The sequence below is a fragment of the Kineococcus xinjiangensis genome (genome assembly GCF_002934625.1).
Taxonomy (GTDB): domain Bacteria; phylum Actinomycetota; class Actinomycetes; order Actinomycetales; family Kineococcaceae; genus Kineococcus_A; species Kineococcus_A xinjiangensis.
Genome location: NZ_PTJD01000003.1, coordinates 45,397 through 58,432, shown reverse-complemented (window position 1 = coordinate 58,432; position 13,036 = coordinate 45,397). Strand labels below are relative to the sequence as shown.

At 73.3% G+C, this 13,036-nt stretch carries 15 protein-coding genes and 4 tRNA genes; 5 read left to right on the top strand and 14 right to left on the bottom strand.

Going from position 1 to position 13,036, the window contains the following annotated elements:
• Positions 1-40: 40 nt before the first annotated feature.
• The 6 genes from rplJ to CLV92_RS05070 form a co-directional block, all read right to left on the bottom strand.
• Complete coding sequence (gene rplJ / locus CLV92_RS05095; RefSeq protein ID WP_104431735.1) at positions 41-595, bottom strand: 50S ribosomal protein L10; 555 nt, start codon at positions 593-595, stop codon at positions 41-43.
• A 305-nt stretch (positions 596-900) separates the two neighbouring features.
• Positions 901-1,617 (bottom strand): 50S ribosomal protein L1, encoded by a 717-nt coding sequence (gene rplA / locus CLV92_RS05090; RefSeq protein WP_245886433.1) that lies wholly within the window; start codon positions 1,615-1,617, stop codon positions 901-903.
• Positions 1,618-1,705: 88 nt separating this feature from the next.
• A complete protein-coding gene (gene rplK / locus CLV92_RS05085; protein WP_104431734.1) occupies positions 1,706-2,137 on the bottom strand; it encodes a 50S ribosomal protein L11 in 432 nt (143 codons plus the stop codon).
• A gap of 162 nt (positions 2,138-2,299) precedes the next feature.
• Positions 2,300-3,235: a transcription termination/antitermination protein NusG gene (nusG, locus tag CLV92_RS05080; protein WP_104431733.1), complete on the bottom strand. Its 936-nt coding sequence runs from the start codon at positions 3,233-3,235 to the stop codon at positions 2,300-2,302.
• Positions 3,236-3,272: 37 nt separating this feature from the next.
• Complete coding sequence (gene secE, locus CLV92_RS05075) at positions 3,273-3,509, bottom strand: preprotein translocase subunit SecE (RefSeq protein ID WP_211290883.1); 237 nt, start codon at positions 3,507-3,509, stop codon at positions 3,273-3,275.
• 49 nt (positions 3,510-3,558) lie between these two features.
• Positions 3,559-3,631 (bottom strand) — tRNA-Trp (locus CLV92_RS05070).
• 178 nt (positions 3,632-3,809) lie between these two features.
• Between CLV92_RS05070 and CLV92_RS05065 the strand changes: the two genes are divergently transcribed.
• The 4 genes from CLV92_RS05065 to CLV92_RS05050 all read left to right on the top strand — a co-directional run bounded on the left by CLV92_RS05065 (position 3,810) and on the right by CLV92_RS05050 (position 7,678).
• Positions 3,810-5,045, top strand: a complete 1,236-nt coding sequence (locus CLV92_RS05065; protein ID WP_104431731.1) for a pyridoxal phosphate-dependent aminotransferase — start codon at positions 3,810-3,812, stop codon at positions 5,043-5,045.
• Between the two features lie 130 nt (positions 5,046-5,175).
• Complete coding sequence (locus CLV92_RS05060) at positions 5,176-6,264, top strand: adenosine deaminase (protein WP_245886431.1); 1,089 nt, start codon at positions 5,176-5,178, stop codon at positions 6,262-6,264.
• Positions 6,265-6,323: 59 nt separating this feature from the next.
• Positions 6,324-7,262, top strand: a complete 939-nt coding sequence (locus CLV92_RS05055) for a hypothetical protein (RefSeq protein ID WP_104431730.1) — start codon at positions 6,324-6,326, stop codon at positions 7,260-7,262.
• The gene (locus tag CLV92_RS05050; RefSeq protein WP_104431729.1) at positions 7,259-7,678 is read left to right on the top strand and encodes a GntR family transcriptional regulator; all 420 of its coding nucleotides are present in this window, start codon (positions 7,259-7,261) and stop codon (positions 7,676-7,678) included. The genes CLV92_RS05055 and CLV92_RS05050 overlap by 4 nt, the downstream gene beginning before the upstream one ends.
• Here the strand turns inward: CLV92_RS05050 and CLV92_RS05045 are convergent.
• The 7 genes from CLV92_RS05045 to CLV92_RS05015 form a co-directional block, all read right to left on the bottom strand.
• Positions 7,644-8,750, bottom strand: coding sequence for a UDP-N-acetylmuramate dehydrogenase (locus tag CLV92_RS05045; protein WP_104431728.1), 1,107 nt, complete (start codon positions 8,748-8,750; stop codon positions 7,644-7,646). The genes CLV92_RS05050 and CLV92_RS05045 overlap by 35 nt on opposite strands.
• A gap of 50 nt (positions 8,751-8,800) precedes the next feature.
• Positions 8,801-9,247, bottom strand: a complete 447-nt coding sequence (locus CLV92_RS05040) for a MaoC family dehydratase (protein ID WP_104431727.1) — start codon at positions 9,245-9,247, stop codon at positions 8,801-8,803.
• 43 nt (positions 9,248-9,290) lie between these two features.
• A complete protein-coding gene (locus tag CLV92_RS05035; RefSeq protein ID WP_104431726.1) occupies positions 9,291-9,749 on the bottom strand; it encodes a MaoC family dehydratase N-terminal domain-containing protein in 459 nt (152 codons plus the stop codon).
• 29 nt (positions 9,750-9,778) lie between these two features.
• A complete protein-coding gene (rpmG, locus tag CLV92_RS05030; protein ID WP_104431725.1) occupies positions 9,779-9,949 on the bottom strand; it encodes a 50S ribosomal protein L33 in 171 nt (56 codons plus the stop codon).
• Between the two features lie 113 nt (positions 9,950-10,062).
• A tRNA-Met gene (locus CLV92_RS05025) sits at positions 10,063-10,138 on the bottom strand.
• Between the two features lie 33 nt (positions 10,139-10,171).
• Positions 10,172-10,243 (bottom strand) — tRNA-Thr (locus tag CLV92_RS05020).
• A gap of 106 nt (positions 10,244-10,349) precedes the next feature.
• Positions 10,350-10,432, bottom strand: a tRNA-Tyr gene (locus CLV92_RS05015).
• Between the two features lie 164 nt (positions 10,433-10,596).
• On the opposite strand from CLV92_RS05015, the gene CLV92_RS05010 reads away from it, so the two are divergent.
• Entirely contained in the window at positions 10,597-11,088 is a 492-nt protein-coding gene (locus CLV92_RS05010) for a YajQ family cyclic di-GMP-binding protein (protein ID WP_104431724.1), read from the top strand.
• Positions 11,089-11,140: 52 nt separating this feature from the next.
• Here the strand turns inward: CLV92_RS05010 and CLV92_RS05005 are convergent, their stop codons facing one another.
• Positions 11,141-13,012 (bottom strand): glycoside hydrolase family 15 protein, encoded by a 1,872-nt coding sequence (locus CLV92_RS05005; RefSeq protein ID WP_104431971.1) that lies wholly within the window; start codon positions 13,010-13,012, stop codon positions 11,141-11,143.
• Positions 13,013-13,036 lie beyond the last annotated feature (24 nt).

Here is a 13,036-nt window from a genome sequence, read left to right as displayed (position 1 = left end):
TCAGGGGACGGCTCGGTCGAGCAGCCCCGTGCGGTCGCCGTCAGGCGTCCGCGGGCTCCTCGGCGGCCGGCGCGGGCGCACCCGCACCCACCTTCTCGCGCAGGGCGTCCACGGTGCGGACGGCCTTGGAGAGCGGAGCGTTGAACAGCGCTGCGGCCTTGCTCTGCGACGCCTTGAGGACGCCTGCGACCTTGGCGAGCAGCACCTCGCGCGACTCGAGATCGGCGAGCGCGGCGACGTCGGAGGCGCTGATGGCGCGCCCCTCGAGCATGCCGCCCTTGATGATCAGCTGGGGGTTGGTCTTCGCGAAGTCACGCAGACCCTTGGCGGCCTCGACCGGGTCGCCCTTGACGAAGGCGATGGCGGTCGGGCCGACGAGCTGGCCCTCGAAGGCCGACACGCCGGCTTCCTTGGCAGCGATGGTGGTCAGCGTGTTCTTGAGCACCGCGTAGGTGGTGGTGCCACCCAGCGAGCGCCGCAGCGTGGTGAGCTGCGAGACGGTCAACCCCCGGTACTCGGTGAGCACCGCCGCGTTGGAGGCGCGCAGCAGGTCTGCGATCTCCTTGACGGCGGCTGCCTTGTCGGGCCGTGCCATGGGCCCTCCTTCCACGGTCGGGGGAAACCGGCCGGGCCCGGACACGGAAAACGCCCCGGCGCAGGCGCACGGGGCGTGGGGCCGATCACGGGGATCTGCCTGGAGCATCGTGCCTGCGCGGGTCGTCCTGAGGAACGGGACCTTCTGCCACCCGGAGGCGGCGACCGGCGGTCTTCGGCGAGTTCAGCATGCCACACGGGGCGGCGCTGGGAGAAATCGCCCGGCAGGACGGGGCCGGGTACGACGGAGGGCGCGGACCGGTGCGGTCCGCGCCCTCCGTGCAGGGCTTGCTGGCGCCGGCGGCCTCAGGCCGTGGCGGACGCCTCGAGCAGGTTGCGGGTGGCGGTCGGGTCCACCGGGATGCCGGGGCCCATGGTCGTCGCCATCGTCGCCTTGCGCAGGTAGCGGCCCTTCGCCGCGGACGGCTTGAGGCGCAGCACCTCGTCCAGCGCGGCGGCGTAGTTCTCCACCAGCTGCTCCGCGGAGAAGGAGGACTTCCCGATGATGAAGTGCAGGTTGGCGTGCTTGTCGGTGCGGAACTCGATCTTTCCGCCCTTGATCTCCGAGACGGCCTTCGCGACGTCCATGGTCACGGTGCCGGTCTTGGGGTTGGGCATGAGGCCACGGGGGCCGAGCACCTTGCCCAGGCGGCCGACCTTGCCCATGAGGTCGGGCGTGGCGACCGCGGCGTCGAAGTCCAGGCGGCCCTTGGCGACCTCGTCGATGAGCTCGTCGCCACCGACGATGTCGGCGCCGGCGGCCTCGGCCTGCGCGGCGCGCTCACCCACGGCGAAGACCAGCACGCGGGCCGTCTTGCCGGTGCCGTGCGGCAGGTTCACGGTGCCGCGGACCATCTGGTCGGCCTTGCGGGGGTCGACACCGAGGCGGAAGGCCACCTCGACCGTCGCGTCGTACTTCGTGGTGGAGGTGTCCTTCGCCAGGCGGACGGCCTCCAGGGGCGCGTAGAGGGCGTCCCGGTCGAACTTCTCCGCTGCGGCGCGGTAGGCCTTGCTGCGCTTCACTGCTGCTCCTCTGATGGGTGGAGTCGTGGTCATCGGGTCGCGCGACCCTGCCACCGGGCCCGCGGCGCGGGCCCGTCCTGCTGCGGGCTCAGCCCTCGACGGTGATGCCCATGGAACGGGCGGTGCCGGCGATGATCTTCGCCGCCTGGTCGATGTCGATGGCGTTGAGGTCCGTCATCTTGGTCTCGGCGATCTCGCGCACCTGGGCGGCGGTGAGCTTGCCGACCTTCGTGGTGTGCGGGACGCCCGAGCCCTTCTCGACACCGGCGGCCTTCTTGATGAGCTCGGAGGCCGGCGGGGTCTTCGTGATGAAGGTGAAGGAGCGGTCCTCCCGCACCGTGATCTCGACGGGCACGATGCTGCCGCGCTGACCTTCGGTGAGGGCGTTGTACGCCTTGCAGAACTCCATGATGTTCACGCCGTGCTGGCCCAGCGCGGGGCCGATCGGCGGAGCCGGAGTCGCCTGGCCGGCCTTGATCTGCAGCTTGATGATCGCTGTGATCTTCTTCTTGGGGGGCATGACGGGTGTCCTTCCAGGCGAGGCGGCTCTGTCGGTGCCCGCGGATCGGGCGACGAGGGGTTGTGGCCGCAGCGTTCGATTCTACGGGAGCCGAGCGGGGCGTTCAGACGCGGAGCGAGCGCAGCGCGGGCCGGGCCCTCGCTGCGCTCGCACGCTCCGTCGTCAGATCTTGGCGACCTGGTTGAAGTTGAGCTCGACCGGCGTCTCGCGGCCGAAGATGGAGACCAGGACCGTCAGCTTCTGCCGGTCGCCGTTGATCTCGGAGATGGTGGCCGGGAGCGTCTCGAACGGACCCTCCATCACGGTCACCGACTCCCCGACCTCGAAGTCGACGACCTTGACCTCGGCCGGCGTGGCCTTGGTGGTCGGCTTCTCCTTCGGCTGCAGGGTCGGAGCCAGCATGGAGAAGACCTCGTCGTTCGACAGCGGCACCGGCTGGTGGGTGTTGCCCACGAAGCCCGTCACGCCCGGGGTGTGCCGCACGGCGCCCCACGACTCGTCGGTCAGCTCCATCCGGACGAGGACGTAGCCAGGGATGCGCACGCGGCGGACCTGCTTGCGCTGGCCGTTCTTGACCTCGACGACCTCCTCCATGGGGACCTCCACCTGGTAGATGAAGTCCTCCATGTTGAGGCTGGTCATGCGGGTCTCGAGGTTCGCCTTGACCCGGTTCTCGTAGCCCGCGTAGGAGTGGATGACGTACCAGTCACCGGGCATGCGCCGCAGCTTGGTCCGGAACTCCTCCACCTCGTCGACGTCGTCGTCGAGGGCCGCGGCGGTGTCCCCGTCCTCGGGGGCCTCACCCTCCCCGGACTCGTCGACCTCGTCCTCGGAGGTCTCCTCGTCCGACGCCTCGTCCTCGAAGGACTGCTCCCCGGAAGACTCGTCCTCGGAGGTCTCGTCCTCGGGAGCGTCCAGGAGAGGGGGCTCGCTGGGAGCGTCCTCGCCGGTACCTCCCTCGAACGCAGCCTCGCCGGCCGCCTCCGCGTCCGCCTCGACGTCGGCGGTCACGTCCTCGGCGTCGAACGTCTGCGCGACGGCGAAGGGGTCGTCGCTCGGCCGGGGGCGCTCGCCGGACGGAGCCCACTGCTCGGACACGGTGCTGACCTGCTTCCTTCGGATCGGGGAGGGGGCGTCAGGAGCCCGAGCCGAAGACGAGCAGGACCAGCTTGCCGAGGCCGTAGTCCAAACCGGCCACGAGCAGCATCATCACCAGCACGAACACGAGGACGACCCCCGTGTACGAGAGGAGCTCGCTCCTCGTCGGCCAGACGACCTTGCGGAGCTCCGCGATCACCTGACGCAGGAACAGGCCGAGGCCGGGCCGGCGCGCGGGGGTGTCGGGCTCCGCGGTGGTCGACGTCTCGCTCAACTCGTCCTCGATCCCGGCCGGTGCTCGTCAGTTCCCTCGGGTGTTCTCGCAGGGCAGGAGGGACTCGAACCCCCAACCACCGGTTTTGGAGACCGGAGCGCTACCAATTGCGCCACTGCCCTGTGCGCTTCAGCACACCGGAGGCGCGCGTCAGCATGGCGGAGTCAACCGCCTGGGCCAGTGTAGGCGTACGACGGTGGCGGCGTCGAACCCGCCCCCCGGGAGGGCCGCGCAGGCCTCCCCCGGGCCCCCGGCCCGCCACGGGCGTCCGCTCCCCCGGCCGGGGCCCGCAGTGCCACGATGGGGCCCGTGAGCCAGCACCCCGCAGCCCCCGCCCGCCCTCGCGTCTCGACCCGCGTCGGGAGCATCGCCGAGTCCGCGACCCTCGCCGTCGACGCGAAGGCCAAGGCCCTCAAGGCCGCCGGGCGCCCCGTCATCGGCTTCGGCGCCGGGGAGCCGGACTTCCCCACCCCCGCGCCGATCGTGGAGGCGGCCGCGGCCGCGTGCTCCGACCCGGCCAACCACCGCTACTCCCCCGCCGGCGGCCTGCCCGCGCTGCGGACGGCCATCGCCGAGAAGACCCTGCGGGACTCCGGCTACGCGGTGCGGCCCGAGCAGGTGCTCGTGACCAACGGGGGAAAGCAGGCCGTCTACGAGGCGTTCGCCACACTGCTGGACCCGGGCGACGAGGTCATCGTCCCGAGCCCGTACTGGACGACGTACCCGGAGGCCATCCGGCTCGCCGGGGGCGTCCCGGTGGAGGTCTTCGCCGGCGAGGAGGCCGGATACCGGGTGAGCGTCGAGCAGCTCGAGGCCGCCCGCACCGAGCGCACAAAGGTCCTCCTCTTCTGCTCCCCGTCCAACCCCACGGGCGCCGTCTACGCACCGGAGGAGGTGCGCGCCATCGGGCGGTGGGCCCACGCGCACGGCCTCTGGGTCGTCAGCGACGAGATCTACGAGCACCTCACCTACGACGGCGTGCGCGCCGCGTCGATGCCCGTCGAGGTCCCCGAGCTCGCCGACACCTGCGTCGTGCTCAACGGGGTCGCCAAGACCTACGCGATGACCGGCTGGCGGGTCGGCTGGCTCGTCGGCCCCCTCGACGTGGTCAAGGCGGCCACCAACCTGCAGTCGCACCTGTCCTCGAACGTCTCCAACGTGTCCCAGCGTGCAGCCGTCGCCGCCCTGACCGGCGGGCTCGAGGCCGTCGCCTCGATGCGGGAGGCCTTCGACCGTCGCCGCCGCACCATGGTCGGGATGCTCAACGAGATCGACGGCGTGGAGTGCCCGATGCCCGAGGGCGCCTTCTACGCCTACGCGAGTGTGAAGGGCCTGCTCGGGCGCACCCTGCGCGGCCGCACGATCGGCTCCTCCGCCGACCTGGCGGCCATCGCCCTCGACGAGGCGGAGGTCGCCGTCGTGCCGGGTGAGGCCTTCGGCCCCAGCGGGTACGTGCGGCTCTCCTACGCCCTCGGCGACGAGGACCTCGCCGAGGGCGTCGGGCGCCTGCAGCGGCTGCTCGCCGAGGCCGAGTAGGACTCCGGCACGGGGCCCGGCCGCCGCATCCGCCGGGCCCCGTCGCAGCGGCGCGGGGCGTGCCGCCTCCCTCCCGCAGGGCGAGCGCCCGGCCCGGCGCGCACGCGCAGGCACTGGCACACTCCAGAGGGTGACTGCGGTGGTGGAGCACGCCCCTGACCGAGCACCCGGCACGCGGCCGGTGGAGACGCTGCCCAAGGCGCACCTGCACCTGCACTTCACCGGCTCGATGCGCCCCTCGACGCTGCTGGACCTCGCCGAGCGCCACGGCGTGCGCCTGCCCACCGCGCTGCGCAGCTCGCAGATGGTCAGCCTCTCCCCCGATGCGCGCGGCTGGTTCCGGTTCCAGCGCCTCTACGACGCCGCCCGCAGCTGCGTCCGCACGGCCGAGGACATGCAGCGCATCGTGCTGGAGGCCGCCGCCGACGACGCCGCGGAGGGCTCGCGATGGCTGGAGCTGCAGGTGGACCCCACCTCCTACGCCGTCCACGTCGGCGGGATCACCCCGGCGCTGGAGATCGTCCTGGACGCCGCCCGCACGGCGTCGGCGGTGACGGGGACGCAGGTGGCGGTCGTCGTGGCCGCCAGCCGCATCCGCCACCCCCTGGACGCCCGCGCACTGGCCCGGCTGGCGGCTCGCTACGCCGGGGAGGGGCCGGGCACGGTGGTCGGCTTCGGGCTGTCCAACGACGAACGGCGCGGCAGCACCGCGGACTTCGCCCCCGCCTTCGCCCTCGCCCGGCGCGCAGGACTGGCTTCCCTGCCGCACAGCGGTGAGCTCCTCGGCCCTGAGCACGTGCGGGAGACCCTGCGCACGCTCGCGCCGGACCGACTGGGCCACGGGGTGCGCAGCGGCGAGGACCCGGAGCTGCTGGCCGCGCTGGTCGAGGCGGAGGTGGCGCTGGAGGTGTGCCCGGCGAGCAACGTCGCCCTCGGCGTCTACCCCGACCTGGCGGACGTGCCGCTGGAGCGGCTGGTCGCCGCGGGCGCGCGGGTGGCGCTCGGGGCGGACGACCCGCTGCTGTTCGGGCCGAGGCTGGCGGCGCAGTACCGCAGCGCGCGGGAGGACCACGGCTTCGACGACGAGCGGCTTGCCGGCCTTGCGCGCTCCTCGATCGCGGCGTCGCGGGCGCCGGAGGAGGTGAAGCGGCAGCTGCTGGCGGAGGTCGACGACTGGCTGCGGGCTCCCGTCCGGAGCAGCACCACGACGGGCCCTTGACGGGTCGACCACCACCTGATTGAGTCAATGAGCTGATTCATTGATTCATCGGAGGCACCGTGTTCGCCCCCCTGGCCGTCGCAGGCCCCGCCCTCCTGCTGCTCCTCACCGCGGGCATCGCCGCCCTCGCGGTGCTGGCCGCGCGCCCCGCCGACCGGGACCTGGTGCAGACCGTGGCCGCCGCCCGCCGCCACGGCACGGTGTTCGCGGCCCTGGCCGTGCTGGCCGGCCTCGGCGTCACCCTGGCTGCGGCGATGACCGAGCTCGGCGGCCTGCGCACCGGCCAGCTCCTCGCGGTTGCCCCGCTGGGCGCCGCCCTCGGCCACACCCTCGTCCTCGCGGTCGGGGAGCTGACCTGGCCGAGGCCCCGGGCGCGCCGGCGCAGCGCCCGGCTGCGCACGCGGCGCCTGCACGACGTGGCACCTCGGTGGCTCTCCCGGTCAGCGCTCGCCTCCGCCGCGGCACTCGCGCTGACCTGCGCCGCGGGAGCCCTCCTGGCCGACGCCGACGGGCGCAGCGTCAGCTACAGCTGGCCCGACCTGGCCACATCAGGCGGCGGACCCTTCCCCGGCTGGTTCTACGGCGGGCCGGTGCTGCTGGCGGGCGCGATCGTCACCGCCGCCGTGCTCGCCGCGCTCCGGCTCGTGCTGCACCGCCCGGCGGTCGAGGGCGCCGACGCCGCCACGGACGAGGCGCTGCGCCGGGCGAGCGGGCACCGGCTCCTGCGCGGGGCCACGGCCGCCGCACTCCTCACCACCGGCGCCCTGCTGTGGTCCGGCGGGCACGCGGCCCAGGGCCTCGGCGTCGACCACCAGATCGGCGACGAAGCCCCTGTGCACCTGAGCGTCCCCCCGCCGGTGCCGATGCTCGCGTCGGTGGCGCAGGGCGCGGGGAGCCTTCTGGTGCTCGCCGCTCCCGCGCTCCTCGCCGTGCCGCCGCGGCCGCTGCGGCGGGCCGGGCGGGAGCCGGCCGCACCTCTCGCGGTCCCCACCCCGTGAGCGGCGACGACCTCGCCCTCGTCCTCGACCTGGACGCACCGATCCCGCCCTACGAGCAGATCCGGCAGCAGGTCAGCGCGCACGTCAGCGCGGGCAGCCTGAGCGCGGGCGACCGCCTGCCCAGTGCCCGGGCGCTCGCCGCCGACCTCGGGGTGGCGGTGGGCACCGTCAACCGGGCGTACCGCGAGCTGGAGGCGGGCGGCCTCGTCGTCTCCCGACGCCGCACCGGCACGGTCGTCACGGGCGCCCCCACCGTCCCGGACTCGGTGCAGCGCGCCGCGGAGGAGCTCGCCGCGCGCGGGCGCGCCGCCGGACTCGGCGACGGGGCGCTCCTCGACGTGCTGCGCGGCGCCCTCCTCGCGGCCCCCGCAGCGCACCCCGTCAGAGCGAGCAGCCCACCAGCACCGGCTCGTTGACGATCCGCACCCCGAAGCGCTCCTCCACCCCGTCGGCGACCTCACGGGCCAGCGCCAGCAGGTCTGCCGCGCGGGCGCCACCGCGGTTGGTGAGGGCGAGGGTGTGCTTCGTGGACAGCGCCGCCGGCCCGGGCGTCCCGTGCCCCTTGCCGAAGCCCGCCCGTTCGATCAGCCACGCCGCGCTCGTCTTCACGAGGCCCTCCCCCGCCGGGTAGCGCGGGGCGTCGGACGGCAGCCGCTCGGCGTCCGCCACGGGCAGCACCGGGTTGGTGAAGAAGGACCCCGCGCTCCAGGTGTCGCGGTCGTCCTCCTCGAGGACCATGCCCTTGCGGGCGCGCAGGGCCAGCACGGCGGCGCGGACGTCGGCGAGCGGGGCGCGCCCGCCGAGCTCGACGCCGAGTTCCCGCGCCAGCTCCGGGTAGGCCACGGGCGCCGAGAGCGCGCCCGGACGCAACTGGAAGGTCACGTCGAGCACCACGTAGCGGCTCTCGGGGTGGTCGCCGGCGAGGGCGGTCCGGCTGCGCTTCAGCAGCGAGGTGCGGTAGCCGAACTGCAGGTCGGCCGAGGCGAGGGTCCGGACGCGGGCGTCGACGCGGTCGAAGACCCGGACGGTCGCGATCGTCTGGGAGACCTCCTGGCCGTAGGCCCCGACGTTCTGCACGGGGGTGGCCCCCACGGTGCCGGGGATGCCCGACATGGCCTCGATGCCGGTGAAGCCGCGCTCCACGGCCAGCGCGACGAGCGCGTCCCAGGACTCCCCCGCCGCCGCGGTGACGACCGCGCCCCCGCACAGGTCCTCGGAGACGACCCGGACGCCGGAGGTCGCGACCCTCACGACCGTGCCGGGGAACCCGTCGTCGGCGACCAGGACGTTCGAGCCGCCGGCGAGCAGCAGCAGCGGCTCGCCCGCGGCGTCCGCCGCGCGCACCGCGGCGACGAGCTCCGCCTCCGTCGCGGCCGTGGCGAGGCGGCGGGCGGGGCCACCGACCCGCAGCGTGGTCAGCGGGGCCAGCGGGGCGTCCGGAACGGACTCGGCAGGCGGGCTCGCGGGAGCGTTCGCGGCGGAGGACACCGGGCGACCCTAACCGGGCCGCGGTGCAGGAGCGGGACGAGCGCGGGAGCTCAGGGCAGGCGGACGACGGCGCGGGCGCGCCCGAGGACCTTGGCGCCGGCACAGGTGACGGTGAGGTCCACCTGGACGGTGCGGGCGTCCTCGTCGCGGGCGGCGACCACGCCACCGATCTCGACGAGGGCGCCGTGCTCGGCGTCGACGACCACGGGGTTGGTGAAGCGCGTGGTGTAGGAGACGACGGCGCCCGGGTCCCCCGCCCAGTCGGCGACGAGCTGGCCGGCGAGGGCCATCGTGTACATCCCGTGGGCGATGACGTCGGGCAGGCCGACGGAGCGGGCGAAGCGCTCGTCCCAGTGGATCGGGTTGCGGTCCCCGCTGGCACCGGCGTAGCGCACGAGGTCGGCGCGGGTGACGGGGACGCTGCGGGCAGGCAGGGCCGCGCCGACCTCGACGTCGGCGAAGGCGGGGCGGCCGGGGGCCGCGGACGGGGCGCTCATGCCTGCTCCCTGGGTCGGCGGCACGGACTCGTTCGGCGGCACGTCAGCCGGCTGCGCGGACGACGAGCATCGACACGACGGTGCTCACCGGCTCACCGGCGACGGTCCGGATCTCGTTGCGCGTCGTGACCATGGCGGTGCCGCGGACCTCGCGGACGCTGTCGACGTGCAGCACCGCCTCGAGCCGGTCGCCGGCCACGATGGGGCGGTGGTGGGTGAAGGACTGCTCGCCGTGCACGACGCGGGAGTAGTCGATGCCCGCGGCCGGGTCGGTGACGAACTGCCGGTCCGCCATCTGGGCGATCTTGACCGCGAAGGTGGGGGGCGCGATGACGTCGGGGTAGCCGAGGGCGCGTGCCGCATCCGGATCGCTGTGCGCGGGGTGAGCGGCGCCGACCGTCTCGGCGAACTCGCGCAGCTCCTCGCGGCCGACCTCGTAGGGCCGGGTCGCGGGGTACGCGCGACCGGCGAAGGACGCGTCGATGCCGCTGGACGTGCTCACGACAGCGCCCTCCGCCTGGACGGACCCGGTCAGCGGGTCTCGCGGTGCTCGCGGTGGGTGCTGCAGTTGGGGCAGAACTTCTTCAGCTCAAGGCGGTCGGGGTCGTTGCGCCGGTTCTTCTTGGTGATGTAGTTCCGGTGCTTGCACTCCGTGCACGCCAGGGTGATCTTGGGGCGGACGTCCTGGCTCTTCGCGGCCACAGCTGGTGCCTTCTCTCAACTGGTCGGTCTGATGGGCGGCGTCGGACGACGCGACTGAGCCCAGGGTACGCGACGCGCCCCCCTCCATGCGGTCACCCCGAGGGGCGCCGCCCTGGTAGCGGAGGCCGGACTTGAACCGACGACACAGCGATTATGAGCCGCTTGCTCTACCAACTGAGCTACTCCGCCACAGCGCCGCCGGCAGGAACCGGAAGTGCTGAGAGCCCCGATCGAGGATTGAACTCGAGACCTCTTCCTTACCAAGGAAGTGCTCTACCACTGAGCTATCGGGGCGGTGCGACACCGAGCGTACACGGTCGCTGGGAAGGACTCCCACCTGGCCGCGGACCCGGCTGACGCGCAGGATCCCGGCGCCGTCTCGGCACCGGGACCCTCAGCGTGGCGGGTGAAGGATTCGAACCTCCGTAGTCTTACGACGACTGATTTACAGTCAGCTCCCATTGGCCGCTCGGGCAACCCGCCAGGGACGCTCAGCACACCCTCCCAAGCCCACCCTGAGAGGGGCAGGCCCGTGAAGTGCGCCGGACGCAGGTGACACGATAGCAAGCAGTCGGCGGCCCGCGCGCACCCCCTCGGGGTGCCCGTCGCCGCCCCGTCCCGCCGCACCCGTCCAGGAGGAGCACCCCGTGCCCAGCGAGTCGTCGTTCGACGTCGTCAGCAAGGTCGACCGCCAGGAGGTCGACAACGCGCTCAACCAGGCCGCCAAGGAGATCTCGCAGCGGTACGACTTCAAGGGCACCGACGCGGAGGTCCGCTGGAGCGGGGAGACCATCCTCATGAGGGCCAACTCCGAGGACCGCGTCAACGCCGTCCTCGACGTCCTGCAGACCAAGCTCATCAAGCGGGGCATCTCGCTGAAGGCCCTCGACGCCTGCGAGCCCCGCCCCTCCGGCAAGGAGTACCGCATCGAGGCCTCCCTCAAGGAGGGGCTGAGCCAGGAGCTCGCCAAGAAGATCGGCAAGATCATCCGCGACGAGGGCCCGAAGGGCGTGAAGACCCAGGTCACCGGCGAGGAGATGCGCGTCTCCTCCAAGAGCCGCGACGACCTGCAGGACGTGATCGCCCTGCTGAAGGGCGCCGACCTCGACGCCGCCCTGCAGTTCGTCAACTACCGCTGAGCACCGGCCGGCGCGGGGGTCCGCACGTCCGGGCGGACCCCCGCGCCGGGACTCAGCGGCCCAGCGCCCGGTCCAGGTTGAGGGCGGCGCTGATGAGGGCCAGGTGCGTGAAGGCCTGCGGGAAGTTGCCCAGCGCCTCCCCCGAGGGACCGATCTCCTCGGCGTAGAGGCCGACGTGGTTGGCGTAGGTCAGCATCTTGTCGAAGACCAGGCGCGCCTCCTCGACCCGCCCGGCACCCGTCAGGGCGTCGACGTACCAGAACGAGCACAGGTTGAACGTGCCCTCGTCGCCCGTGAGGCCGTCGTGGCCGGTACGGGCGTAGCGGTGCACGAGGCTGTCGGAGACCAGCTCCGCACGGATGCGGTCCAGGGTGCTCAGGAAGCGCGGGTCCGTCGGCCCGGCGAACTTCACCAGCGGCATGCACAGCACCGAGGCGTCGAGCAGGTGGCTGCCGGGCGCCATCATGAACGCCCCCGCCTGCGGGTCCCAGCACTCCTCCTGCACGAAGCGGTACGCCTTCGCGGCCAGCTTGCGCCACCTGCCCTCCGGCGCCGGCAGCCCCCGGTCCCGCGCCACCCGCAGGCCCCGGTCGAAGGCCACCCACGTCATCAGCCCCGAGTACGTGAAGCGCTGCCGGGGGCCGCGGATCTCCCAGATGCCCTCGTCGGGCTCCTCCCAGTGGTCCGCCAGCCAGTCCAGGCGCCGCGACAGGCCCGCCCACAGGTCGTAGGAGATCGGCACCTCGCGGTTGTAGAGGTAGACCGAGTCCATCAGCTCGCCGTAGATGTCGTGCTGGCGCTGCCCCACCGCGTCGTTGCCGATGCGGACCGGCCCGGAGCCGCAGTAGCCCTCCAGGTGCCCCAGCTCCACCTCCGGGATGTGGGCGCTGCCGTCCACCGAGTACATGATCCGCAGGTCCTGCTGGGGATCGGCCTCCTCGCAGCGGGCCTGCACCCACGTCATGAAGGCCGCCGCCTCCTCCAGGAAGCCGAGGCTCATGAGGGCGTAGACGGTGAAGGCGGCGTCGCGCAGCCAGGCGTAGCGGTAGTCCCAGTTGCGGACGCCACCCAGCTCCTCCGGCAGCGACGTCGTCGGCGCCGCCACCAGCGCCCCCGTCGGGTGGTAGACGAGCAGCTTCAGCGCCAGCGCGGAGCGGTGGACCATCTCCCGCCAGCGGCCCTGGTAGCGCGACTGCCCGAGCCAGCGCTGCCAGTAGGCCGACGTCGCCCGGAACTGCCGCTCCGTCTCCCCGGGCGCCAGCGCCCGGACCTCCCCCTGCCAGTCCAGCACCGCCTCCGCGTGCTCGCCCTCGGCGAGGTCGAGGGTGGACTCCACGGCGAGCCCGTCGGCGCTCAGGCGCAGCGGGAAGTTCGTGCGCAGCACCGCCCGCCCCAGCGCCGACTCGAACACCGCGCCGACGCCGTCCACCAGCGCGGTCGTGTGCGGGGCGCGGCCGTAGTCGAAGGCCGGGCGGCACTCCAGCTCGAACGTGGCGGTCCCCCGCACGGCCGACGCCTGCCGCACCAGGGACCCGCCCGGGGACCGGAACTCGCGGATCCTGGGCACCATGAAGTCCGTGACCTCCCCGACGGCCTCGGCGGCGAGGAAGCGGGTCAGCAGGATGTTCGTGTCGGGCAGGTAGAGCTGCTTCTGCTGGGTGGCCGTGCGGCAGCGCAGGGAGAACCAGCCGCCCTTCTCCGCGTCGAGGAGGCAGCCGAACAGGGACGGGGCGTCGAAGCGGCCGGGGCAGTACCAGTCGACGTTGCCGTCGGTGCCGATCAGGGCGACGGTGCGCAGGTCGCCGACCACCCCGTGCTCCGCGATGGGCAGGTAAGGACGCGGCACGCTGGACCTCCCCGACGACGGCGTCGGACGACCCGATGTCGGGCCGCCGCTCCCACTCTGCACCCTCCGGCGCTCCATGGTCACGGCGAGCGACGAGCGGGC

What these genes read in the sequence shown, in the direction of transcription:
- CLV92_RS05040 (WP_104431727.1), bottom strand. Translation starts at nt 9,247, where the DNA reads ATGAGCGCCCCGTCCGCGGCCCCCGGCCGCCCCGCCTTCGCCGACGTC.
- CLV92_RS05065 (WP_104431731.1), top strand. Translation starts at nt 3,810, where the DNA reads ATGGGGCCCGTGAGCCAGCACCCCGCAGCCCCCGCCCGCCCTCGCGTC.
- CLV92_RS05005 (WP_104431971.1), bottom strand. Translation starts at nt 13,012, where the DNA reads ATGGAGCGCCGGAGGGTGCAGAGTGGGAGCGGCGGCCCGACATCGGGT.
- rplK (WP_104431734.1), bottom strand. Translation starts at nt 2,137, where the DNA reads ATGCCCCCCAAGAAGAAGATCACAGCGATCATCAAGCTGCAGATCAAG.
- rplJ (WP_104431735.1), bottom strand. Translation starts at nt 595, where the DNA reads ATGGCACGGCCCGACAAGGCAGCCGCCGTCAAGGAGATCGCAGACCTG.